Here is a 25188-nt window from a genome sequence, read left to right on the forward strand (position 1 = left end):
TACCGACTATTGTGCAAATTTCCATAAGGATGATTTAAGTGACTTTGACTAACTCAGATTTTCTTGCTTCCTCTGATCCTGCGGTGGCGGAGTTAATCAACCAAGAACTACAGCGTCAACGCGATCACTTGGAGTTGATTGCAAGTGAAAACTTTACCTCGGCTGCTGTCCTAGCGGCTCAAGGTTCCGTACTGACAAACAAGTACGCAGAGGGATTGCCTGGTAAACGTTACTATGGTGGTTGTGAGTTCATAGACAAAATTGAACAACTGGCAATTGACCGTGCTAAACAGTTATTTGGTGCTGCTCATGCCAACGTACAACCCCATTCTGGCGCACAGGCAAATTTTGCAGTGTTTTTGACGCTGCTGGAACCAGGTGATAAATTCATGGGCATGGATTTATCTCACGGCGGACATCTGACGCACGGTTCACCTGTCAACGTATCTGGTAAGTGGTTCCAAGTTTGCCACTACGGTGTTAATCAGCAAACAGAAGAACTAGACTATGACCAAATTCGGGAGCTGGCGCTTAGGGAGCGTCCAAAGCTCTTGATTTGTGGTTATTCTGCATATCCTCGCATCATTGATTTTGAAAAGTTCCGTAGTATTGCTGATGAAGTAGGTGCGTACTTACTGGCAGATATTGCCCACATTGCCGGATTGGTTGCTACAGGTCTTCATCCTGACCCAATTCCCTATTGTGATGTTGTAACTACAACGACACACAAAACTTTACGTGGTCCAAGGGGTGGCTTAATTTTAACCCGCGATCCCGAACTGGGTAAAAAGCTTGATAAATCCGTTTTCCCTGGTAATCAGGGTGGACCACTCGAACATGTAATTGCAGCAAAAGCAGTTGCTTTCGCTGAAGCCCTCAAGCTAGAGTTTAAAGCATATTCTGCTCAGGTGATTGATAATGCTCGTGCTTTGGCTACCCAACTTCAAAACCGAGGTTTAAAGTTGGTGTCAAATGGAACTGACAATCATCTCATACTAGTAGATCTACGGTCTATTGGTATGACAGGTAAGCTAGCGGACCAGTTGGTTAGTGGTGTGAAGATTACTGCCAACAAGAATACAGTACCGTTTGACCCAGAGTCACCATTTGTGACTAGTGGTTTGAGGTTAGGTTCTCCAGCAATGACAACACGTGGTTTGGGAGTTGAAGAGTTTACGGAGATTGGCAATATTATTGCAGATCGCTTATTAAATCCAGATTCAGCAGATATTGCTGAAGATTGTCGGCGACGAGTCAAAGCGTTGTGCGATCGCTTCCCCTTGTATTCTCACATCATGATTCCTGTTCCAGCGTTAGCATGATGTTAAGCTCAGGTTAAGATACTTGAGTTCACAATTCATTTGGAATTGTTATATTTATAAGTTATGAGTTAGGAGTTATTAATTTATAATCCCTAACTCATAACTTTTTTTGTCTCTATTTAGCAATGATTTTTTGATGTCTTTTAGCCAATATGAGACTATAATGCAGTAAAAAAGCTACAAACGTTTTTCACAAAACAGTAACAATTAATTACAGGAGTTATCCAGTGTCTATCCCAGAAATAACTCAAGCGCTTTTGGCTGCAAAAAAAGAAAAAGAACTTACTTTTGCTGATTTAGAAAAGATTTTGGGACGTGACGAAGTGTGGATTGCATCTGTTTTCTACCGTCAAGCCAGTGCTTCTGACGAAGAGGCGAAGTTATTGGTTGAAGCATTAGGGCTTGATACGATTTATCTTAAGGAATTAACTGAATACCCTGTCAAAGGTTTGGGACCTGTTGTTCCTACAGATCCCCTCATTTATCGTTTCTACGAAATTATGCAGGTTTATGGAATGCCGATGAAAGAGGTGATTCACGAGAAATTTGGGGATGGAATTATGAGCGCGATAGACTTTACTTTGAATATTGAAAAAGAAGAAGATTCTAAAGGCGATCGCGTGAAAGTCATCATGTCTGGGAAATTTCTGCCATACAAAAAGTGGTGATGTTTCATCTGCGGAAGTTCACATCCTTGTAAACGTGCAGAAAATTTTCAACCAATCTTTCTATAAGTCTGCTTACGCCCTAATTGAATAACGTTCTAACTCTTGACACAAGAACAGCAAACATCACAAAAAACATTAGATTTTACACCTTACTACTCTCAAAAAAATGGAGCAATATATTTAGGTGAAAGCCTCAAATTACTTACATATCTTAAGGATAGCAGTGTTAACTTAATCTTGACCTCACCTCCATTTGCACTCACACGTAAAAAAGAATACGGTAACGAAAGTGCAGAAAAATATATAGAATGGTTTCTCCCTTTTGCCTACGAATTTAAAAGAGTTTTAGCAGATGATGGCTCTTTTATTTTAGATTTGGGTGGTGCTTATCTGCCTGGTTATCCAGTCAGGAGTATTTACCAATATGAACTTTTAGTGAGATTGTGTAAGGAAGTTGGCTTTTTTCTTGCTCAAGAATTCTATCACTATAACCCAGCACGACTACCAACTCCTGCTGAGTGGGTCACAATCAGACGAATTCGTGTAAAAGATTCAGTGAATGTGGTTTGGTGGTTATCTAAAACGCCTCACCCCAAAGCTGATAATAGAAAAGTTCTAAAGCCTTATAGTCAAAGTATGAAACAATTACTGAAAAATGGCTATAAAGCAAAAATCCGCCCTAGCGGTCATGATATTTCTGACAAATTTCAAAAGGATAATAAGGGTGCTATTCCACCAAATTTACTAGAAATTGCCAATACAGAATCTAATAGTGCTTATCTGCGGCGTTGTAAAGCAGGAGGAATTAAACCTCATCCAGCACGTTTTCCTCAAAGTTTTGCAGAATTTTTCATCAAGTTTTTGACTGATGAAGGTGATTTTGTTTTAGATTCATTTGCGGGTTCCAACACAACGGGTTTTGTTGCAGAAATTTTACAACGCCGATGGATTTCTTTTGAAATCAATGAAGATTATATTATCGGTAGTCGATACAGATTTGAAGATTTGTAACTAGGGGTATAGGGCAATACAGTTCAGTTAAGGAAATTAATCTGTTGAGGCAGGCAGGGGGGCAGAGGAGCAGAGGAGCAGAGGAGCAGAGGAGCAGAGGCGAAAGAACTAATGGTAATGGACGTTAACTCTTCATCTCCCCTGCTGTCTCAACGAATAAATGTCTTAACTGAACCGTATAGGGGTGTAGGGGTGTAAGGGTGTAGGGAGATGCTTTTGACTTACTCGGCAGGGGTACTAGCCCCTAAGTAACCATATTTAATAATGTGGGCAGTTTTCAAGAACAGGACTTACGCAAAAAAACCCGGTTTCTACCAAAAATCGTCTGTTTCGCAACCAAAGACGAACGAAGAAACCGGGTTTCTAGCAGATGGTGCGTAAGTCCTAAAGAAAAATGAAAACTGCTAAAAGCAATATGGAAAAATTTTGAAGAGATGGTAAATATCATCTCGAAACGCTTTACAGAAATATGTATATCAATGAAGAATAATGAAACGGTGAGCTAAAAAATTTTCTGAATTCAACAAGTTAATGCTGTCAGTGAGAAAAAGCGGTGCGGGGATGAAAAACGTAAAGACGAGAAATCTTTGTCTGTTGACAGTAGGTCTGTTGACAGGATTGATAATACCAGCATTAACTCTTGTACATCTGTCCAATATCTATTCAGAAAATAGCAGAGTCGTTTTGAACTTAAAATATGTTTCCAACCAAAATATTACCAGGAAAGTATTCTCTAGTGCCGGAATAAATCCACCAGAATTGAGTCACTTATGGTTGACAAAGCGTATAGAATCTTATAGCAATCCAAAAACTCAAGTAGCTGACTACAAAATTAGATCTGGAAAACAACTTTACTATGCAAGATTAGCCGCACTGAAAACTGGTCATATTTATCCAAGTTTACCTAAAGACGGGACAGAGTTATCATTGATATCTACGAGGAAGACTCAACTCACCTATGAGGATTGGAAAAGTTTATTGGCGATGGAAGCCAAAGCAATGACTCAGAGTCAAGGTGACAATCGTTTGGGAATTTTAGTGGGTGATTCTTTAAGTTTGTGGTTTCCTCAAGAAAAATTGCCTGTAGATAAATTGTGGCTGAATCAGGGAATATCTGGAGATACTTGCGCTGGTGTTTTAAGAAGGGTATCTGTTTTTAGTGAAACCAGACCAGATTTCATTTATATCATGGTTGGAATTAATGACTTGCGAAAGGGTACCACAGATGAAATTATCTTACACAATCACCGCGAAATTGTTCGCAAGTTGCGACAGACTCACCCAAAAACTAAAATTTTTCTTCAATCTATTTTACCAACTCGTTTATCTGCAATTTCCAATACCCACATTCGTCATCTTAATGAGCAACTCTCCCTGATTGCAAGACAAGAAGGAGTTTATTATTTAAATCTTTATGATTGGTTTGCAGATTTTCAGGGTAACTTGCGTTTAGAACTGACTACAGACGGGCTTCATTTGAGCACACAAGCTTATGATGTCTGGCGATCGGCAATAGATGAAGCTGAATACAAGGGTTTTAATTCTTAATCGGGGGAAGGAGAAATTTCAACTTATTTTTACCTTGATCCATCTTGCTTTTACTCTTTACTTAAATAATGGCGTTGCTGAATTTGGGAATCAATTATGATAGCACGCTCTTCAATTTCCTGTTAATCCGATAGAAACGTTACATGCAGCGTCTGTCCATCAATGTAAATTTTGAAATTCATATCTTGATTCATTCACAGCCAAAAATTAACCCAACATTTTTTGCTGAGGCATTGTTGATATGAATTGTGCTCATCTGGTGTGCACTAGATCAAAATGCTTTCCTAAGGTGACACTTGTGCGAGTAGTCGTCCTTGAACTTGCTCGTACTTATCTTCAAGTAGCCAGAGCTTTGCTTCAGAATAGGTGTCACTCTTAAACACTAACTGATAGTTCTGACTTGGATCATAGATCCAGCTTAAACCAGAACTGTCGCCTACAAGAATAAGGACGTAGGGAGGTGAGGCAGTTGGATCTACCCATAGTTCTGTAAACTCCCAGTTGTCAGCTAGATTTGGTACGGGGGATGACATGGTATTTGTTTCCCTTTACTTTGTCGATTCGCTCAGCTTGATGTTTCATACTAAGTTGCGTTCAAAGAGATAATTTCATAAACGAACCACGTTAGCGTTTGCGCAGCGCCCCCTTAGGGGCTAGCGTGTCCGTTCGGCCTCAAGCCGTGCCCGAAGGGCTCAGGACATAGACGCGAAGAGCGCTAAGGAAGAAAAAAGAAGATTACCTGTATGAATGCAACTTGGTATCAATCCTTAATAGGGAGTAAGAGAAATTTCAACTCTGGATAGAAGTACTTTGAGAAGTCTGCTACAACAACTAGTTTCAATCCCTAATAGGGAGTAAGAGAAATTTCAACCGTTATGTGTGATACGCATGATTTCAACGTTTCTGTTTCAATCCCTAATAGGGAGTAAGAGAAATTTCAACCTTTTAAGGTATAAAGGATTAACCGAGAATGAAAAGTTTCAATCCCTAATAGGGAGTAAGAGAAATTTCAACCTTCATGATGCCTTGCATCACAATAGGAGGAAGGTTTGAAACGTTTAAATCCCTAATAGGGAGTAAGAGAAATTTCAACAGATAGAATCATCCTTAGTAGTCGTTACCTTTGGGTTGGTTTCAATCCCTAATAGGGAGTAAGAGAAATTTCAACGTATATTTAAATCTTTATTTCTAATTTCTTCTCTTGTTTCAATCCCTAATAGGGAGTAAGAGAAATTTCAACGTTTATCAGCTGGGTTGATGCGTCCACACAATCGTCAGTTTCAATCCCTAATAGGGAGTAAGAGAAATTTCAACAAGAGTTTTGGAAAGGAGCTTACTACAGCCACAAGTTTCAATCCCTAATAGGGAGTAAGAGAAATTTCAACCCACCCCTCAAACTAACTCGTCTAATCCGTTTCCCGTTTCAATCCCTAATAGGGAGTAAGAGAAATTTCAACAGACATGACAACACGTACTCCTCTTCTGCGAAATGTTTCAATCCCTAATAGGGAGTAAGAGAAATTTCAACCGCACGCATCTGGGCGGAGAAATTTAATGTATACGTTTCAATCCCTAATAGGGAGTAAGAGAAATTTCAACCCCGTCTGTTGTCAGCTTTTGGATTTTGAGTTTTTGTTTCAATCCCTAATAGGGAGTAAGAGAAATTTCAACCTTGACGTTCCTTTGGCTATATTGAACATTTGTTGGTTTCAATCCCTAATAGGGAGTAAGAGAAATTTCAACCATCAGCTGACACAGCAAAGTTCCCCTTCTTCTTTCGTTTCAATCCCTAATAGGGAGTAAGAGAAATTTCAACCTCAACAGGGTCAAGCGTCTCAAGCTGCACTCAATGTTTCAATCCCTAATAGGGAGTAAGAGAAATTTCAACTAGTACAGTCAGACGTGCGATCGCTGCTCTAAAAAAAAATGGTTTCAATCCCTAATAGGGAGTAAGAGAAATTTCAACTTTCCGGTTCCAGCACGATCGCAGCAAACGCCACGTTTCAATCCCTAATAGGGAGTAAGAGAAATTTCAACCGATATTTTATGGTTGTTGGCGATCGCCTTTGATGTTTCAATCCCTAATAGGGAGTAAGAGAAATTTCAACCTATGTTTTTCGTAGCATGGATAGATTCAGTTCTGTTTCAATCCCTAATAGGGAGTAAGAGAAATTTCAACTTTTGGGGAAGGAGGAAGTATTGGAGAATTTCTTGTTTCAATCCCTAATAGGGAGTAAGAGAAATTTCAACCTTCATATTCTTTTTTTGGGTTGAACTTTCCACCGTTTCAATCCCTAATAGGGAGTAAGAGAAATTTCAACTATCTTGAAAAATCTTTTCTTCTTCATTCATAGGAAGTTTCAATCCCTAATAGGGAGTAAGAGAAATTTCAACAGACAGACACACCAGGAGCACAACCAAAACCAGTTGGTTTCAATCCCTAATAGGGAGTAAGAGAAATTTCAACCTCAAAAACAATATGACGGGTTTACAGGCGTTTTTGTTTCAATCCCTAATAGGGAGTAAGAGAAATTTCAACCCTAAAGCAATACCTTGATGATGAGATAGCCATCTTTGTTTCAATCCCTAATAGGGAGTAAGAGAAATTTCAACTGCGGCACTCAGAAAACTGCACCATATAAAGTTTTCAAGGTTCCAAAGCGCGGATGGTCTGATCATAACATGAGAAAAACTAAATCAATTTACGCCAAATGGCTGAAATCCTGTCTAGGCAAGGAGCGCGGATGGTTATAAATAAATTTTCCCCAAAATCCTCGTCCTGTAAGCAATCCAGCCATTTTTTTTCAAACCTCTTTTTCTACACCTACCCATCCGCGCATTCGGCAAAGAAAATCGTCTCATCACGGGGTGGTTCGCCACCGATACGTTCGACTTTACCAAAACAGCAAGCGCAGAGAAAATAAAACTTGATGCTATCGGTATCAGGTTTGATGAGTTTGTGTAGGCGCGATCGCAACTTCGCATATTGAGTATCAGTCAGCTGACACTCAAATACACTATACTGCACCCACTGTCCATAAGACTTGAGGACTTTGTGGATTTTTGTGCGGCGCTTGTCTTCAGAAATATCGTAAGACACAACAACATTCATTGCGACTTTTCATCTCCAGGCTTACTTCAAAACCAAGGGTGGATATTTCTCGATTTCGCCCATTAAGTATTTAGCTAGTAACCGGGCTTGAAGTTCAAAAGCTTCTTGGTAAGTACATTTGCGTCCTAAAACGGGATGCTTAAATTCGGATAATTTCTTTTGTCCGTACAGCCGCAGAAATGTTTTTCTTGGTTCGTTGGTGAGGGAAACAGCACCGCTTAAAGGTTCTGTGACAAAATCCTCAACCTTCAACAATTGCTTATTTAACGTAGACAACACAAGTGCATCTACCACGAGGGGACGGAATTCTTCCATTAAGTCTAATGCTAGTGATGGTCTACCATAGCGATCGCAATGTAAATATCCCAAATATGGATCAAACCCAACAATATTAACTGCACTTTGGACATCGTGACGCAATAAGGAATAACCAAAGCTGAGTAAGGAATTCACTGGATCGGTTGGTGGACGACGAACGCGCTTGGGAAAAGTGAATTGTGTATTGCGAATCATTTCATTAAAGCAGCCAAAGTAAGCAGCGCTACCTGCACCTTCCAACCCGCGTAAAGAATCAATGTTTTGAGTTGCGTCGATGGGTGCAATGACATGATCTAAATGTTCAATAGCACCGGATAAATCTAGGTCGTTGGATTCACGTTGACGACGGACAAGAGTGTTACGGTAATTCTTGAGTTTACCACGTACAAAGCCTTGGACGAGATGAATTGCTTGGGGTGTATCACCTGCGGCTTGCCATTGCGCTTTACGGACAAAAATATTTTTGGTGACTTCTGGTTCTAAACGTCCTAAATAACCACCAGTTCCTGTCAGAAAAGTTAGGGGAATTTGACGTTCTAATAATTCATTGATAGCAGATGGTGAAATTGTCGCGCGTCCTAAGACTACGACACCATCGATTTTAAGAAGCGGGACATCTAATATTGTCTTTTTCTCGTATTTGACGTGTAGTCGTTCATCAATTCTGCCGATAAAAGCATCGTCTTGTGTAACGTAAAGTGTGCTCATAGTTAGTGTTAAGATTTGAGTTGAAATGTCGTCCGCCTCGGAATTAATTCCGAGGCGATCAATTACGAGGCTCATTAAAAGTGATGCAAAATATCAAAGTTCTCGTTTAGTAAACTTCTTGATACCGTCCGACTTTATCCACAATTTCTGGCAAGCACCGTGTGTACAAACTGCATCCTGTACAGCGCTTTGTCTTAATAGCTTTTGGCATAATACCTGTCAAGAAAAGCATCTGAACAGCTTCAATTGTGGCGACTGTGCTTTGACGCAATTCTTCCGTAATTTCTACGACTTGACGTTGATGTGAGTGTGCGTAATAAACATAAGCAGTCGTCACTATTTGTCCTGTGATTTCTTCTAGACATAAAGCTTGGGCACAAACTTGCAACTCATCGTTATCCCATTCACCCTTACGTCCTCGCTTGTATTCAACTGGATACAACTCACCGTTTTCTGATTCAATTAAATCAGATTTACCAATAAGTTTGTATTTATCTGATTTGAGCCAAATCGCTCGAACTTGCCAGGTTTCATCACGATGTCCTTCCCCTAATGTGTGGACGCGTTCGTGTAAACTTGTCCCTTCAATTGTGTATTGGTTATCAAGAAATTCTCCTGCACAAAACATCCGCCAGCAGCGATGTGGGCAATAGGCATATTGATTTAAGGAAGCAATTGGAATATATTCTGTATCATTCATAATTTTCAACACTTGATGAGAGGCGACGTGTCATACCCATGCCCATTGTTGTTTTACGTCCAACTCCTGCATACAAAGCAAAGTCGGCAAGGGCATTTATTTGTTTGATTGCAATTAGTTCAACATCTCCTAAAATTCGATAGCTGATTTCGCCGACACAACCAATAAATTTGGTGTCATAGTTACGAATAACTTCCGTATGGATGTTGACAAAACTTGGATAAATTGACTCGATTGGGACGTTGGTAAATTCAATCCCACTATATTTGTTCCAGCGACTGAGAAGACTGTTGAAGACACATTCTCGATTTGGCAGAATGGTATCGTATCCTCCTTGGCGGAAAGCTACGGGTGTGGCGAGGGTGAAGTTGAGAGGGTGATTTGGGCGATCGCTTCGCTGCTGCGCTCCGCGCAGATCGCTTGCTTGGTCGTACAATTGTGTATAGGTACAAGCATTTGCCCAAGGTTGTGTTGATTGGGGTGTACCAAAGATGCTAGTAATATACAAGTCTGCTGAACCCAAATGCCAAGGATGATTGGGGTTAAGATTTAGCCACAGTGGAGTCAGCTTGCTAAAGAGTGTGTCGTCTAATAGCGAGATGCGCCACCAACAGGGTGTACCTGGGGGAATTGGGCGTTGATGGGAAAATTGCAAGCTGTGGTTTTTCTGTTGATGGGTTTTATGATTGCGTTGTATTTGTAAGGGGGAAAGGGTGAAGGGTTTCTCTGCGTTGGATGCGTGTAAATAGTCTGCTAAATCTTTATCGACTGAACTTATCAGGGTGAGGAATAGGGCGTGGTAGTGTCTACCTGTGAGGAATTCGGGGTAGATGGGAGATTGGGGGATGAGGTTGAGGACGAGACTGTGGGGCATAATTGAGAGTTATTAAACTATAAAGGGTTCATCATCTGGAAGACGCAATTGTTTACCCTTAATTGTCATGGTTAAAATTCCTGCAATCCCAGGTAAAAATCTGTATTCTTTTTGAGCATTGCTACATTGAATGACAATTGGATATGAAACAATTCCTTCTCTTCGCATTTGGAAGATAATATACTGATTCTCTTTTTCAGCTATAATCATCCCTGGTATGAGATGTTTTTCTAGTAGTTGAATCAAGGGCGTGGGTCGTATTGCTCCTCCTACTCCTAAACGTCGTTCAATACGGCAATTTTTGAAAGCAGTCAATTTATTGAGTTCTGTATTAACAAATTCTTGCCAAGTGTCAGGATAACTCAGACGAAAAACCAGTTCATAATTTTCCTTTGCCCGACTAGTGACTTCTATAAGTTCCCCATTTGGAACAAATTCGTAGTGACGTAAAAGATGGATGGGATCGAGGCGTGTTTCTTCTGATTCATCTAAGAGATAACCATGAGGATCACGAATTGGGAGACTTTCAAATAAAGTATTTCTAAAAGAGAATAATGGCGCATAGCTGGTCATGAAAACAAGAGCAAATTCTTGTAAATATTTTGCCGCTTCTTCATCTTTTTTGAACAATTCTTCATAGTCCTCTAAACTCACACGTCCGGCTTGTAAGTCATCCCAATCTTCAGGGTATTTAGCTTTAATGTAAGTTTTCACAAAAGCTTGACCACCAGGAGTAAATTTCCATTTATTTTGAACATCTTTGAGTGAGGCTTGACTAATGTTCTCAGCACCTCGTAAAACTTTCATTCTAAAGCGACAGTCATCCCAAGTACGGTTTCCTCCTAAAATTGATTTTATTGTTTCAAAAAGCTGTGGTACTAATTCTGCACCTGCTATATTTTGAAAGACTTCTTCTAGTTCTAACAATGGACGAGCAATTTCTAAAAACGCTTCAGAACGCCAATATGCAAGTAAGAATGGTTTCTCTAAACAAGGAAGATTTTTCAATATTTGCTCAAGTGCTATACGTCCTCCAGATATATCGAGAGAGGCTAAACCTTGTTCCCAAGCTATTGCTGGTAAATAAGCTATGGCTTCTGAGTCAATGTGAGTCTCAAATTTACCCAAAACACGTCCGACTCTACCAATTCTTTGCCAAAATGCAGCACGATTATGGGCTGAAAAAATTAACCAGTCTAAATTTTGTCGTTTTGGTGTAGGATTTCTTTCAAAGTTAAATCCTACATCTACAGTGCTAGTAGCCAAAATTATTTGACACTGCATTGCCCGTTGTCTATCTTTAAAAGGTGCAGGACCAGTCATGCGTCCGATATAATCAGTCAGTCCTTGCTGATTTAACAATTCTTTGAGACGATTAATACTATCTAGAGAATCCAGAATAACTGCACCGTTTTCCTTAGGTCTTTCGCGAAAACGTTGGACAACTTCAAACGCTAACTCTGCTAGCCACTCTTCCCTAGTATCAGGTTGTGGTCTTAATTCTAGATTGACTGTTGTTTGCGATGGTAAAAGTTTACCATTACCAGTCTCTCCATCTATTCTGGCGATTTTTACACCCTGCTTTTCTAAACTTTGCAATGCTAATTCACAAGCCTGTTCTGGTGTAGCTGTGAGTAAAACAACCCGTCTTCCATGCTTAAAAAAGCCAAAAAGATGGGAATAAGCGAGATAGAACAGCAACCCTACCAACTGCTTAGCATCATAAAGATGAAACTCATCAAAAATGACTGTCCCAAACTTGGTGTAAAAACTACTAGCAATATTGCTTCTATCTAACTTGTTGTAGGCGAAGAAAGTAGCGTAGTAAAAAATATCAGGATTTGTCACCAAAATAATTGGTTTATTTGCTCCTACTTCTGGAAAAATAGTTGCAGGATTTCGCAAGACGTTATACAGTTTTTCTCCTCGTCGCTTACCCACTTTATCATCAGACCAACTTTGAATTTCTCTGGCTGAAGCAGATTTGACTACATGAGGTAAACCAGCTTCTTTTACAAACTTCTCTGCGGCTTCACGTTGCTGTTCTACCAAAGCATTAGTTGGGGCAATGTAAACAGCACTTTTGGTAGGTTGGTGCAATAAAACTGTGAATCCCGCTTTTGTTTTACCTGTCCCTGTCGGTGCTAAGTCAAGGATAATATCAACATCGCGAGATTTTTCAAAAACCTCAACTTGATGTTGAAGTGCATTATTCATGAATGAAAGCTCATCGGGTAATGATGCACAAGCAAAAATACTACGAGGTTCAAGTTTAGTAACTAATCTTTGATTAACCATTGATTCTGCTTCCGCCACAAAATTGTAAATCTGCTGGTACAACTATTTCACCAACTTGCCAAGCAGCACCCCGGAAATGAAGATTTTTAAGTATTGGTGCTGGAGGCATAGAAATTAAATCAAAAGACAAGATTTCAGTCTGTGGTGGTAAATCAGCAACGTTCAAGTAAGCCTTTGTTTGGTAATTTCCTTCTGGTAATGGAATGACATCAAATGTCTCTAGAATATTCACTTTAATTTTGCTTAAAAATTTACCAACACGAATGTAGTCAGGTAATTGATAATTACCAAAAACGACAGTTTGGAATTTATTCCCACGTTCAATCATTCGGAACCGTCCTGTTTGAGGAAAATTACTTGCTCTAAATGAATTTGGTTTTTTACCTGTTCTCCTGAAAAATGGTAAATCTTCACGTGCTGTAGCGACTCTGTTATTAGTCATCGCATACCAATAAGCATCAGAAAGAGCATTAAAACGTTCAAACCGGAAAGTCACTCGACCATGAGTAGGTGAGGCGGGTAATATGTAGAATGTTTGTGCGATCGCTTCAAAATCTTCTTTGTAGGTAGGTCGTCCTGTAGCCTGTCCTTGGAGACGATAAGCGGAATTAACCAAACCCAAAGCATAGGTTAGAGCATAATTCCCAATTGTCCCCTCAGTGTAGTAGGTATCCGACAACTCCCTAGAGGCAAAAAAGACTGGTTCTAAACACACTAACTCCACAAACTTTGCCTGTTGAAAAGGAATTATTGACATCATCTAACTCTCTGCTTCAACTGTTGCTTTCTTACCTTTGCTTTTGCTTTTTTTAGACTCAGCAGGAACTTGACGGAAAGGTTCGTAAGATTGACTTAACCGCTTTAAGAAATTATCTCGTTCCGCTTCTGACCAATGATTATCAACATCAGTCATTACACTTGCTAATTCTTCATCAGAGAAATGCATAGAAACGCCTCGCTTATTCTTCCAAGTTGAAAGCATTTCTTTAGCTTTTTCTATCAGGCGCTTAGTATTCATGGGATGTTCTAAAGGTTTATCCAAACCATCATAAACAGCTTGGACAAGTTGCAAAGAACTGGGAAGTTCAGCAATACTACCAAAGATGCCCAATATTGCATTTTCCATACGTCCAACACGACTGGAAACAGCACCATAGCGACTGGTGTAAAGAATATTGCCAATGATATAGCGTAACTCATCAGCAGTGACATCTTTGAGGGTTACGACATCAAGAAAATGAACTCCGGGTTTAATATATTCACTGGTATTTAGTGCGGTTGAAGCATTACCATTTTGGTCACGCATTGTGCCATTTTCATAGATAGCATTAATCGTTCTTTCTCCTAAAACTTCAGTCGCAGGTAAAACACTAAAAGCATCTTCAGTCCAAATCCTACTTTTCTGTGCGCCTCCGCCACCAGCAGCAAAACCGTAGAGAAAACAGTCCACACACATCTCGCAAGGAGAGTTTGTGTTCAAAGAACAAAGAGAACCATCTTTACTGTTATACAACAGTTCATGCGCTCTTAAATGTTCTCGTCCATAACGTCTTTCTGGTGCTACTTGTTTGCGTTTAGTCATAACTAAACGTTGGATAATAGTCTCATCGTTGATACCTGCTTGTACAAATTCGCTACATATAGGTTCACCAGAACCTTCTGTACGAAAAATAGTTTCAGATTGAGTTTTTCTGAGAACAACGAAAGTGATAAACCGTCCTTTGGGAAAGTTTTCGTAGGTTTGAGCAAGAACTGAAGAAAGTTTTTTAATTGACATGATAACCTCCTAATTAAATAGATGTAGTAACTTCAACCGAATTTTCTTCTAGTTTGCCTTTAAGCTGCTGTCGTGCTTCTTCAAGGAAGAATAGATAAGCAGCTTCCAATGTTTTTTGATCAGCTAATAACTTTTCAGGACGAGCTTGATAAACATCCTCATATAGTTTTCGTAAAATTTCGTAATATCGTGTAATTTGCTCATACTTTGTTTGACCAACGCCATGTTCTCGGATGCGATCTAAGCGAGTATGATATTGCTGAATTAAAGCAGCAAAAACAACATCTAAACCTAAATGAGGTTTTTGAGAGCGAATAGCTGCAAGAAAAGCTGTAAAAGGTTCAGCTTGTGCAGTTCTCTTAAAAGAACTTCCCCATATTTTCCCTTCAGCTGCGACTTGTGCCGCCTCTTTAAGATATTGAGTTAAGAGTGAGTTATCATTAGGCATAAGACTCTCCAGTAAAGTATTTAATGGCTGACAAATTCGACTCCAAATGACACTGAAATTTGGTTCATCTTGTTCTCGCAAGAACCAACGTAGTAAGACATAGTAAAGTTCAAGTGGTCTTGCACAAGCACGGGCTAAATCATATAGACAATCATCTACTTTCTGAATACTGGCGACGGATGTTGCAAGTTTTCCGAGACAACGCAAACGCTCAAGAATTTTTTCTGAATCTTCGCGTTTATATTGACCATTACCTAATAAAGGTTGTAATGAAGCAGGAATACCTTCTACTCGCCCGTAAATATCGTTAGATAACTCTACTTCCAGATTTTCACTTATAGTAAAAGGAAATCCAAACTCTAAAGATAAGGAAAGTTCCAAAGCTAGACGTAGTGATTTTAGTAAAGCTAAAGAAGCATTTGCATCTCCCCAAACAAGAGGAATAATGAGCGTTGTATGAACAAAATCACGACGTTTTGGAAAAGCAAATCCTACAACTTTGTTAGGTTTAAAGTCTAGAGAATTTTCTCGATACAGTTGTAATTCATCAACTGTAACCGTACCACCTTCAGCATTAGTAGCAGCAAGTCTTTCTAAGTATTCTCGCCACAGTCTTAACAGTTCAGAATTTGAACCTTTAGGTAATGCAAAGTGTAGATACAGTGGATCTTGTTTTTTAACAGCAGGAAAATTAGCTCCAACCGTCATCAATTGATATGCTAAAGCTGCAATTGAATCTGCTTGTCTTTTTGGTTCGGCGCTGATTCCACCTGGTAAGCGGTTAGAAAAAGCCTGTACTTTTGTACCAGGAGGCATAGTGTCAGAAATGAGTTCCTCAATCTCATTGGAAGTAGAACCAAGAGAACACCTTTGTTTAGGATTAGCTTCTATATAAGCATCTAATTCTTTTAGCCCATTCAACTTAGATGGAATAGGTAAATTTAACATTCGATTGATGACAGCAATCATTTCTTCTGATGCTTCTGTTGCTTGTGTACTTTCCATTCTTAATTGGAAAGATTCTCGCAACGCCTCTTTAATGCCTTCGATACCTTTCACTGCTGCCTTTGCTGCAAACAAAGGTCGTCCATATTGTCCGTCAAATGCTTCTAATACTGTACGTTGCTGTTCAGAAATTCCGACATGATGAGCAATTTTCTCCCAAACGTCTTTGGGGTTGAAGCCTACTTGTCGATAGCTGAGATATGCAGCCTTTAACCCTTCAGAAACTGCAAATTCTTCTGCATTGCTTACAGGTAGTAATTCCAAATTGACTGCATTCTTTACAGCCTCAGTACCAGCAGCATTGCTCCACTTTAATATATCTTTTGCAACTTTGTCTGATTTGTAACCCGCTTTTTTCTTTTCTAATAGTGCTTCTACATTTACCAACACCTCTTCAAGATTTTGTTGAATCGCTTGGTGAGCAATCTTAATTCCATCTTTAGTAAGTCTGACAAGTCGTTCAATATTATTTCCAAATACTTCGTCAATCTTTCTTTGCAAAACATTAGCTATTTCTGTCACTAAATCTGCCTTTGGTATCGCTTCTCCCTCAAAAAGTTCGCCATCAGGAAAAATCGCTAAAGGTGTCAAGCCGTACCTTGTCAAAACTTCTTCACAAGCCCCCAGCAAAAGTGCAGTGATATAACCTCTATCCTCAGATAAGCGCACTCTGAAAAGATTGCTAGAACGGTTGAATGCAACTGTCAATTCGTTTTCAACTTTGCGAAAACGCTCTGCATCGGGAATTCCTAAATCAAATAAGTCAGCAGCGGTTATCATCGCCGCCCACCGTTCAATAGTAGGATCTTCCGGTAAAAATCTCGCGCCATCGGTGTTATGATGCCCAGAGTGGCGTTCAATAAGCCGTCTGGCTAACTCAAAATCTTCTTCACTTGAAACAAAACTCACTACACCTGCAAGTTCAAACTGTTCTCGTAAAAAGTTCTTATCTCTAGCTAAGGTTTTCACCTTACGTTCTAACGAGTCTAATTTATTTAAGTCGTGAACCGCAGTTGCTGCTAATAACACAGGTCGTTTATCTTCAGGGACTCCAGCTATCCGACTAACTGTCAACATGAACTGACACGCAGAGTCCAAGTGTTCTGCAAGAGTTGTTCCCTTCCTCACCCCATATTGATGATGAGTCCCCAAGCGTTCGTAGAATAGGGGGCGAATTTCACTAAAATAACGTTCCTCCAAAGTTTTCGGAGGACGATTCAAAAGCCGGGTGCGCTTCGACATATACAAATACTTCAATTCAAAATTGAGTCTAGGTTACAAAGCAAATTCTTAAGATTGTCACTTACCTGACCTTTTGCTGTTATGAGAGTTTTATTCTGGCGTCTTATCACTGTTTTCCATGACTGACATACGCTCAGCACAAAGTTGTGAGTTAGGTATATCCGCAATAAAGAATACTGTCTCAAGACGATGTCACTGCACTTACCTGCGAGCAGATAATTTATAATTACAATTACGACTATCGCACAATATTTTTTTAAGTGCAAGTACATTTAAGCAATGCCCAGAAAAAAAGACACGATTACACTGTCAATTCCACCGGGAACTAAGGAAAAGTTGGAGGAAATCGCCCGCAGCCTTGATATCCTATGGGGCAAAGAACCGAGTATCTCCGGCTTAATAGTAGCCATTGCTCAACAAACTCTGGAGCTTGGTAAGCCCTTTACTCTTGATTCCAACCAGGTTAATGCCTTGCAACGGGCAATAAAAGCCTTGAATGATATAGGTCGTATCGGGGAAGCCCAAACTGTACTTGCACTTTTACTAGAGCGAGGTAATCTCGAACCGCCCTTGCGTCAGTCTCTCATGAAACAAATTAGCCAATCCACTCAAGGGTGGCGAATTCAAATTGAAGACTGGATGAAAAAGCAGCAGCCGTTTTACATCCTCTACCGGAATTCTCAAGGTCAAGAACTGGAATACACAGTTCGTCATGCGGAACCTCGCTCTTTCGATAACCGCTTTTACCTCCTGATCTGGTGCGAAGAAACTCATGATGTGGAAAATGATATTCCCGAATTACCAGAACTTTGGCACAACCGCTGTTTAACCTATAACAGCATTAAGTCAGCTGTACCTATTAATGGAAATTGGCGAGGGAAACTAGATTCTCTGGAAGTGCACCTACACTTTTATGGTTGGTTAAAAAAAGGCTATCAATCTAAAGACGATGACGTTAATGATGAGATCGTTGGAGATGTACGTCAAGTGGTACGACGAGTTGTAAATCCTTTTTGGCTGATTAGAGAAGTAGCACGTTACTGGGATGAGTGCGTGATTGTGTCACCATTAAGTATGCGCGATCGCCTCAAGCATAAGCTCCGCCACCTGTGTCAGTTATATGATATCGAAACAAAGTATTGACAGTATGGCTAAGCCATTACAAATGTCCTTTTAGGATCAAAATAATCTAGAATTCGTCTAACTTATTAATCAGCTTGCTATGACTCATCAGAAAAGTGAAGCGAAAGAATCCTCTGCATCGTCGCGAGGATGGCGAACTTTACGGGAAAATCTCATCTTGATTGCGATCGCCTTATTCTTAGCACTCCTCATTCGGACTTTTGTTGCTGAACCCCGCTACATTCCCTCAGACTCGATGTTACCAACGTTACATAAGGGCGATCGCCTGGTTGTGGAAAAAATTTCTTCCTTGTTTCATCCTCCACAGTTTGGCGATATCGTTGTTTTTCAGCCACCAGAAGAACTACAACATCGAGGATATCCCAAAGACCAGGCTTTCATTAAGCGTATTATTGGCACTCCTGGAAAGAAAATTCGTATCGCAGGTGGAAAGGTTTACATTAATGGGCAACCAATACAAGAAGATTATATAGCTGAGCCACCAATTTTACCCATGCAAGAGCGACAAGTTCCTGCTGACGAATTCTTTGTTATGGGAGATAACCGCAACGATAGTAACGATTCTCGCTACTGGGGGTTTTTACCCAAAGAAAATATTATTGGTCGGGCAGTGTTCCGCTTTTGGCCTTTTGATAGGATTGGCGTGATTTAATTCTAAAGACGTAGCATCGCTACGTCTACATTATACCTCTTGCAAAAGTGAGATTTTACGAGGTTCTGTTAAGAGTTAAACGTTCAGAATTAAGAGTTCCCTGTTCCTTGTTTCCTGTTCCCTACAACTGCCACGAAGTCTATTAAAATCGTAGGTAGTACATAAGCTGGGCAATGGTTTCACCCGAAAGATTTAACCTTTGCTGAAAATCTGCTAAGTTAAGATAAGCTCCCGCTAAACTGCGATTTTCAACCACTGCTTGCGCCAGGGATAAATCAATAAATGGCACTTTTGCTAGAGTTTCAATTGTTGCCGTGTTAGGGTTGATTTTATGGCTACCAAGAGTTAAAGATTGATCATCGTAATAACTGAAATTCAGAATTGGCTTGAGTGGCTCTAGCCTTTGTACTGGTAAACTTAAGGCTGCGGCAATATCTTCAATACAGTAAAATTTGACACCAGCACGAGAAAGTTGTACAAGCGATCGCGCTTGGTGAATCGATAACCCTGGTAGCCGTAACCAATCATCAACAGTTGCTTGATTGGCATCAATGTGGATACCCAGTTGCGCGGCGATCGCTATCTCTTCTGCTGATTGTAGTCGATAATATGGGTCGTTCAGTAACTTATAGCGTAGTTTTTGTAACTTAGAGTTTAAAGGTAGCCAATTTTTCATAGTGTTGCTTGGTTTAGGAAATATGGTCTAGCAACTGGCGGCGCTTTTGCTCAAATTCATACTCAGAAATCAATCCATCTTGACGTAAACTTTCTAACTCTCGCAAGCCTTGAGCGATCGTACTAACTTGATTGCTGGCGAACTGTGAGTTTTTGATGGCTGATTTACCTAAATTAAAATGACGATCAAAAGCTTCTTCGTCTTGCGCTAAAAACCAAACTCCTTCAATAGCACTCGCTACCTTGGGAATGGGTGTCCAAGAAAGCAACACATAAAGCACACCCCAAAGTGGCTGTCCTAAATAAAACTTATGTAATCCGGAAATTGCCACTGTACCAGACAAAGCTAAAATAGCGGCAATGCTCCGGCTTTTTCGTTGATTAAACATAACTAAAGCACCATCATAAACTCAGCATTGCTGTTATAGTAACTGAATCCTATCTGATGAACTACTCCGACAAAGACTATGCCTGCCCCACGCCTAATACCCTTTGATTTTAAGATTAATACAAATGGGCAGGATCCGAGCAGAGGGGAAACAAGAAGCATAGCGAGGAAGTCGCACTATCTTGTGTGAAGTTGGACTTTTCAATTTTAAGTTGCGCAAGTCAAGTGTTGAAATTGCGGTAACAAACCGTACTCAAACCGAAGTTTCTTTTCTAGATTATGTCCCTAAACTATAATAAGCAAAAGGCATCAATTAAGAGAGCTACTGAGCCTTATCACTCAGTGGGGTGTAACCAAAATGGGATTTTTTGATTCTGACATAATTCAGCAAGAAGCCAAGCAACTGTTTGAAGACTATCAAGCACTTATCAAGCTTGGCGGTAACTATGGTAAATTTGACCGCGATGGCAAAAAGCTGTTTATTGAGCAGATGGAAGCCATGATGGATCGCTATCGGGTGTTTATGAAGCGTTTTGAGCTATCAGAAGATTTCATGGCACAAATGACTGTAGAGCAACTTAAGACACAGTTAAGTCAGTTTGGTGTAACTCCGCAACAAATGTTTGACCAAATGGATCTCACCCTACAGCGGATGAAAAAGGAACTAGAACAACAATCATAAAACTTCCTTCGCGCGATCGTGTGGAAAGCCTACCCTCATTGCCGTGAGTAAACACGTCACGGAACTTTTTAATATCCATTAGGGTAAATTCCCAGTTCTCTCAACTTAGCTGCAAGTTGTTAACGCTGTCGCCGTTGACTTTGAGCTACTTTTTGTTAAGTTTGGTAGCGAGTACCATTGTCATCATACAAGTGTAACATATTTATCTTACTCCCCCTCCCCCCTTCCGATAAACAAGTTATCAGTTATCAGTTATCAGTTATCAGTTATCAGTTATCAGTTACCAGTTATCAGTTATCAGTTATCAGGTAGGAAACGGACTCGTTCACCCCTTGTTTACTGTTGACTGTTGACTGTTGACTGTTCCCTATTAAGCGTGTTTTTTTGAAAGCAAAAATGAAGAGTTTGAAATTGACACCAAACTCTTCATTTTTTACTATGTTAACTTTTTTAACTTTAATTTGATTTCGGTCGAGGAAACTGGTAAGGCGACTTGAATTTTTCCACAGGTACATCCTTAAGCGCCTTCATCATAAAATTGCGCCAAATTGGAGCAACCATAGTCCCGCCCGTTGCACCAGTAGCCAAACTTCTGTTATCATCTCGACCAACCCAAACAGCAGTTGTTAATTGAGGTACGGTTCCGACAAACCAAATATCCTTCTCAGAGGAAGTTGTTCCTGTCTTACCTGCTGCAGGGCGATCTATTGCAGCATGTTTACCTGTACCCTCATTAATCACAGAGCGCATGGTATCAACAATTGCTGCTGATGCCCACGGATCGAGAACTTGTACGGGTTTAGGGGTATTGTCAAGTAAGACATTGCCACTACTATCGGTCACACGGGCAATAATCGTCGTTGGAGATTGCCAGCCATAGTTGGCAAAGGTAGCATAAGCACCTGCCATTTCCAACGGCGTGACACCAATAGCACCCAATGGCAGAGAAGTTACAGGTTCCATCGGACTCATAATACCTAAGGTGCGGCAGGTTTCGACAACCTTATTCATCCCTATAGCCTTACCAACCTTTATGACGGGAACATTACGAGATTGCATCAACGCATAGCGGATTGACATAGCCCCGCCATAGCTATTGTCATAGTTGCGTGGGTAGTACCATCTGTCACCATCTCGATAACCCACAGGGGTATCGTAGACCGTTGTGTCTGGATCGTACCTACCACTTGCAAAAGCAGTGTAGTAAACAAATGGTTTAAAAGCAGAGCCAGGTTGCCGTAAAGCTTGAGTTGCACGATTAAACTCACTGGTTTTAGAATCTACGCCACCTACCAGAGCTTTGACAAAATGTGTACGGGGATCAATGGCAACCAGAGCAATTTGGTTTCTAGATAACCCTTGCCCCCTCAAAATATCATGCCAGTTTTTGACAGTGTCCTCCGCCATGTTTTGGAAGTTGGTATCAACTGTGGTTTGAATTCGCATTCCACCCTTGAGCAGCGCCTCACGACCAAACTTTTTGGCAATTTCGTGGGCTACAGCGTTTGTCACGTAAGGCAAGGCGCTTCCTTGGAAAGATTTAATTTTACCAAGTTTGATTGGTTGTTTGAGAGCCTTATCGTACTCTTCCTGCGTGATCCAGCCCAATTCCTTCATTCGACCTAAAACTACTTTCTGCTGCTCTTTTGCCTTATTCATGTGAATGAAGGGGCTATAGTCTTCCGGCGCTTGGATTAAACCAGCCATCATCGCCGACTCAGCCAAGTTTAAATATTCTGCCGATTTGTTAAAGTAACTGCGTGCTGCTGTTTGTACACCATAGTTGTTATGACCCCAATAAACTTGGTTGAGGTACATTTCTAAAATTTGGTCTTTGGTAAGAATTTGCTCCAAGCGAATTGCCAGTACTGCCTCGGCTATTTTACGGGTAAAAGCACGCTTGTGAGACAAGAATAAGTTTTTCACCAACTGCATGGAGATGGTTGAACCGCCCTCTCGCACGCCGCCTGCTGACCAGTTGGTGACTACTGCACGTCCAACGCCTTTGGGATTAATTCCGTGGTGATAGTAGAAGTCGCTATCTTCACTGGCTAATACTGCTCGCTTGAGATCTGGAGAAATTTTATCTAATGGCATCACTTCACGGTTGGCTTCTCCGTGAATACTCGTTAACAGTTTACCTTTGATGTCATAGATATAAGTCGTTTCTGATGGCAAGAAGCTGCGTAACTGTCTCACATCTGGCAAGTTGCGGAAACTCACCGCTAAGCCAACGAGTCCTCCCGCTACAATAGAACTTGTCAGCATCGTGGCGGAAAGTAGAGTACCGCCAGCTACCTGGCCGACTCCTTTAAGAAACTCAAAACCTGAGCCAGACGCTCGAGGTTGTGGCTGCTTATCTTCAAAAGTCCTTGACGACACGGTGGTTTTACTTCCTCACTAGTAAATATATAGTGTAATGTCTTGGATTAAGCAAGGCGGTTAATTTTTTGCAATGATATTAGTTTGGCAAACGAAAGTCATACAAATTGTCAGTGACCATAACCAATCCTACTTTGATAGTGCAAAGCATAGTTAACAGTCAATCTCCTAGTAGTATGACGCAGGATTTTTCTTGGCTGCGTCGTGGTATTGTTGAAATTTTCCCACAACCGACTGATTCTGATACTCACGTTGAAAGTTTAGAAAAGCGTTTAGCAACAACTGAGCGACCTCTTAGGGTGAAATTGGGAATTGATCCAACGGGTAGCGATATTCATCTCGGTCATAGTATACCAGTGCGAAAACTACGAGCGTTTCAAGATGCTGGTCATACCGCAGTACTGATTATTGGTGATTTTACCGCTCGCATTGGTGATCCGACTGGAAAATCTGAGGTACGTCGCCAACTTACGGAAGAAGATGTGGCGCGAAACGCCCAGACTTACCTTGAGCAGGTGCGACCTATTTTAGACTTTGATACACCAGGAAGGTTGGAGATACGTTACAACTCAGAATGGCTCTCGAAGTTGAACCTGGGCAAAATTTTGGAGTTACTCTCGACAATGACAGTAGGGCAGATGCTTGCTAAAGAGGGTTTTGCTGAGCGCTATAAAAAAGAGAATCCTATTTTCCTTCATGAGTTCCTGTACCCGCTGATGCAGGGCTATGATTCTGTTGCTATTGAGGCAGATGTGGAATTAGGAGGGACAGACCAAAAATTTAATCTTGCTGTCGGGCGGGATTTACAACGCCATTTTGGGCAAAAACCACAGTACGGAGTACTGCTGCCAATTTTAATTGGCTTGGATGGTGTACAAAAAATGTCTAAGTCTTTAGGTAATTATGTGGCTTTGTTAGAACACCAAACTCAAAAGTACCAAAAGCTGCAACAAGTTCCAGACCATCTGCTGAAAGACTATTTTACACTACTTACGGATTTTCCATTGGATCAGCTACCGGAAAATCCACGCGATCGCCAAAAACTATTAGCACAAGAAATCGTCAAGCAATATCATGGCGAACAAGCTATCAAGGAGATTGAGGCGGGTGACGTACCAGAGTTTTCTCTAGCTGATGTCCAGTTTCCTGCAAAATTACCATATATTCTGAATGTCAGTGGCTTGTGCAAAAGTGGCGGGGAAGGTAAGCGGAAAATTCAAGAAGGTGGGGTGCGCTTAGATGGCGATCGCATCACTGATATTGAAACGACTTTCAGTGACAAAAGTGAATTGCATGGACGTGTTTTGCAGCTGGGAAAAAACAAGTTTGTCCGACTGATACCGTAGGGGAGAAAAGCTGATGAACGCCCAAGAGCAAATAATTGTACCTCTGGATGTAGCGGATGAACAAGCGGCGATCGCCCTTATTGAACGCCTTACGTCAGTCACTTTCTTCAAGGTGGGCTTGGAGTTATTTACAAACACAGGACCAAAAATTCTGGAGGTGCTAAAATCTCGGCAGAAACGTATTTTCTTGGATTTGAAGTTTCACGATATCCCCAACACTGTTGCTGGCGCTTGTCGTGCGGCTGCTCGTTATGGCGTTGATTTATTGACAATTCATGCGACATCTGGTAAAGAAGCGCTGAGCGCAGCAGCTGAAGCGGTACAACTAGGAGCAGCAGATGCGGGTGTGAAACCGCCAAAGTTAATTGCGATTACGCTGTTGACGAGTCTTTCTTCCAGACAGTTGGCGTTTGAGTTGAAAATACCTCTAGAATTACCAGAATATGCTTTGGAGATGGCTCTAATGGCTCAAGAGATGGGTTTAGATGGGGCTGTTTGCTCTCCTGTTGAGGTAGCCCAACTGCGACAAAGTTGTGCAGATGATTTTTTGCTGGTTTGTCCGGGGGTACGTCCAATTTGGGCGCAAAAAGGAGATCAGGCGCGATCGCTCACTCCTGCACAAGCTTTGGCTGCAGGAGCAAATTACCTCGTGATTGGGCGTCCGATCACCGCAGCTGCCGATCCACAGTTAGCTTGGAAAAGGATTTGTGAGGAATTAGTGGGTTGCCGCTAAACGGTGCAAACCGTAACAATCCGTAGCAATACGGGCAACTCCAGATCACTCCTTAAGTAAGAGTAGCCGTTATCTCACAAGTGTTAAAGTTCGTACCCTGGGATGTCGAATTAACTTAGATTCAAGCCAGTCCCAGGCTCTACAACTCAATAATTA

At 40.9% G+C, this 25188-nt stretch carries 21 protein-coding genes and 1 CRISPR repeat array; of the genes, 9 read left to right on the top strand and 12 right to left on the bottom strand.

The features are described from left to right. Positions 1–38: 38 nt before the first annotated feature. The 4 genes from glyA to AC5JM2_RS34405 all read left to right on the top strand — a co-directional run bounded on the left by glyA (position 39) and on the right by AC5JM2_RS34405 (position 4549). Positions 39–1322, top strand: coding sequence for a serine hydroxymethyltransferase (glyA, locus tag AC5JM2_RS34390; RefSeq protein ID WP_495840459.1), 1284 nt, complete (start codon positions 39–41; stop codon positions 1320–1322). 227 nt (positions 1323–1549) lie between these two features. Beyond that, positions 1550–1990, top strand: a complete 441-nt coding sequence (cynS, locus tag AC5JM2_RS34395) for a cyanase (protein ID WP_495840461.1) — start codon at positions 1550–1552, stop codon at positions 1988–1990. 102 nt (positions 1991–2092) lie between these two features. Continuing rightward, positions 2093–3001: a DNA-methyltransferase gene (locus tag AC5JM2_RS34400; RefSeq protein WP_495840463.1), complete on the top strand. Its 909-nt coding sequence runs from the start codon at positions 2093–2095 to the stop codon at positions 2999–3001. Between the two features lie 561 nt (positions 3002–3562). Beyond that, positions 3563–4549, top strand: coding sequence for an SGNH/GDSL hydrolase family protein (locus AC5JM2_RS34405; protein WP_495840465.1), 987 nt, complete (start codon positions 3563–3565; stop codon positions 4547–4549). Between the two features lie 284 nt (positions 4550–4833). Here the strand turns inward: AC5JM2_RS34405 and AC5JM2_RS34410 are convergent, their stop codons facing one another. The 9 genes from AC5JM2_RS34410 to AC5JM2_RS34450 all read right to left on the bottom strand — a co-directional run bounded on the left by AC5JM2_RS34410 (position 4834) and on the right by AC5JM2_RS34450 (position 17031). Next, on the bottom strand, positions 4834–5082 hold the full coding sequence (locus AC5JM2_RS34410; RefSeq protein WP_495840467.1) for a hypothetical protein: 249 nt from the start codon (positions 5080–5082) through the stop codon (positions 4834–4836). Positions 5083–5306: 224 nt separating this feature from the next. Continuing rightward, a CRISPR array of direct repeats spans positions 5307–7162; the repeat unit is 37 nt; unit sequence GTTTCAATCCCTAATAGGGAGTAAGAGAAATTTCAAC. A gap of 211 nt (positions 7163–7373) precedes the next feature. Continuing rightward, on the bottom strand, positions 7374–7661 hold the full coding sequence (gene cas2, locus AC5JM2_RS34415) for a CRISPR-associated endonuclease Cas2 (RefSeq protein WP_495840469.1): 288 nt from the start codon (positions 7659–7661) through the stop codon (positions 7374–7376). Between the two features lie 21 nt (positions 7662–7682). Beyond that, a complete protein-coding gene (gene cas1d / locus AC5JM2_RS34420) occupies positions 7683–8687 on the bottom strand; it encodes a type I-D CRISPR-associated endonuclease Cas1d (RefSeq protein WP_495840560.1) in 1005 nt (334 codons plus the stop codon). A 106-nt stretch (positions 8688–8793) separates the two neighbouring features. After that, positions 8794–9387, bottom strand: coding sequence for a CRISPR-associated protein Cas4 (gene cas4 / locus AC5JM2_RS34425; RefSeq protein WP_495840471.1), 594 nt, complete (start codon positions 9385–9387; stop codon positions 8794–8796). Then, positions 9380–10261, bottom strand: a complete 882-nt coding sequence (gene cas6, locus AC5JM2_RS34430; protein ID WP_495840473.1) for a CRISPR-associated endoribonuclease Cas6 — start codon at positions 10259–10261, stop codon at positions 9380–9382. The genes cas4 and cas6 overlap by 8 nt, the downstream gene beginning before the upstream one ends. Positions 10262–10273: 12 nt before the next feature. Further along, a complete protein-coding gene (gene cas3, locus AC5JM2_RS34435; protein WP_495840475.1) occupies positions 10274–12559 on the bottom strand; it encodes a type I-D CRISPR-associated helicase Cas3' in 2286 nt (761 codons plus the stop codon). Continuing rightward, the gene (gene cas5d / locus AC5JM2_RS34440) at positions 12552–13319 is read right to left on the bottom strand and encodes a type I-D CRISPR-associated protein Cas5/Csc1 (protein WP_495840477.1); all 768 of its coding nucleotides are present in this window, start codon (positions 13317–13319) and stop codon (positions 12552–12554) included. The genes cas3 and cas5d overlap by 8 nt, the downstream gene beginning before the upstream one ends. Continuing rightward, a complete protein-coding gene (gene cas7d / locus AC5JM2_RS34445; protein ID WP_495840479.1) occupies positions 13320–14336 on the bottom strand; it encodes a type I-D CRISPR-associated protein Cas7/Csc2 in 1017 nt (338 codons plus the stop codon). A gap of 13 nt (positions 14337–14349) precedes the next feature. Further along, a complete protein-coding gene (locus AC5JM2_RS34450) occupies positions 14350–17031 on the bottom strand; it encodes a CRISPR-associated protein Csc3 (protein ID WP_495840481.1) in 2682 nt (893 codons plus the stop codon). Positions 17032–17310: 279 nt separating this feature from the next. Between AC5JM2_RS34450 and AC5JM2_RS34455 the strand changes: the two genes are divergently transcribed. Together AC5JM2_RS34455 and lepB are read left to right on the top strand one after the other, a co-directional pair. Beyond that, positions 17311–18174, top strand: coding sequence for a transcriptional regulator (locus AC5JM2_RS34455; protein ID WP_495840483.1), 864 nt, complete (start codon positions 17311–17313; stop codon positions 18172–18174). 79 nt (positions 18175–18253) lie between these two features. Beyond that, positions 18254–18826: a signal peptidase I gene (gene lepB / locus AC5JM2_RS34460; RefSeq protein ID WP_495840485.1), complete on the top strand. Its 573-nt coding sequence runs from the start codon at positions 18254–18256 to the stop codon at positions 18824–18826. Between the two features lie 142 nt (positions 18827–18968). Here lepB and AC5JM2_RS34465 read toward each other — a convergent pair whose 3' ends face one another. Together AC5JM2_RS34465 and AC5JM2_RS34470 are read right to left on the bottom strand one after the other, a co-directional pair. Further along, positions 18969–19502, bottom strand: a complete 534-nt coding sequence (locus tag AC5JM2_RS34465; protein ID WP_495840487.1) for a ComEA family DNA-binding protein — start codon at positions 19500–19502, stop codon at positions 18969–18971. Positions 19503–19515: 13 nt separating this feature from the next. Continuing rightward, positions 19516–19890, bottom strand: coding sequence for an NINE protein (locus AC5JM2_RS34470; RefSeq protein WP_495840489.1), 375 nt, complete (start codon positions 19888–19890; stop codon positions 19516–19518). Between the two features lie 357 nt (positions 19891–20247). On the opposite strand from AC5JM2_RS34470, the gene AC5JM2_RS34475 reads away from it, so the two are divergent. Beyond that, the gene (locus AC5JM2_RS34475) at positions 20248–20571 is read left to right on the top strand and encodes a DUF1825 family protein (protein ID WP_169267757.1); all 324 of its coding nucleotides are present in this window, start codon (positions 20248–20250) and stop codon (positions 20569–20571) included. A 456-nt stretch (positions 20572–21027) separates the two neighbouring features. Here AC5JM2_RS34475 and AC5JM2_RS34480 read toward each other — a convergent pair whose 3' ends face one another. Next, the gene (locus AC5JM2_RS34480) at positions 21028–22953 is read right to left on the bottom strand and encodes a transglycosylase domain-containing protein (protein WP_495840491.1); all 1926 of its coding nucleotides are present in this window, start codon (positions 22951–22953) and stop codon (positions 21028–21030) included. A gap of 176 nt (positions 22954–23129) precedes the next feature. On the opposite strand from AC5JM2_RS34480, the gene tyrS reads away from it, so the two are divergent. Both tyrS and pyrF read left to right on the top strand, forming a co-directional pair. Continuing rightward, positions 23130–24299: a tyrosine--tRNA ligase gene (gene tyrS / locus AC5JM2_RS34485; RefSeq protein WP_495840562.1), complete on the top strand. Its 1170-nt coding sequence runs from the start codon at positions 23130–23132 to the stop codon at positions 24297–24299. 13 nt (positions 24300–24312) lie between these two features. Beyond that, entirely contained in the window at positions 24313–25032 is a 720-nt protein-coding gene (pyrF, locus tag AC5JM2_RS34490) for an orotidine-5'-phosphate decarboxylase (protein ID WP_495840492.1), read from the top strand. Positions 25033–25188 lie beyond the last annotated feature (156 nt).

The organism is Brasilonema angustatum, from assembly GCF_059505445.1.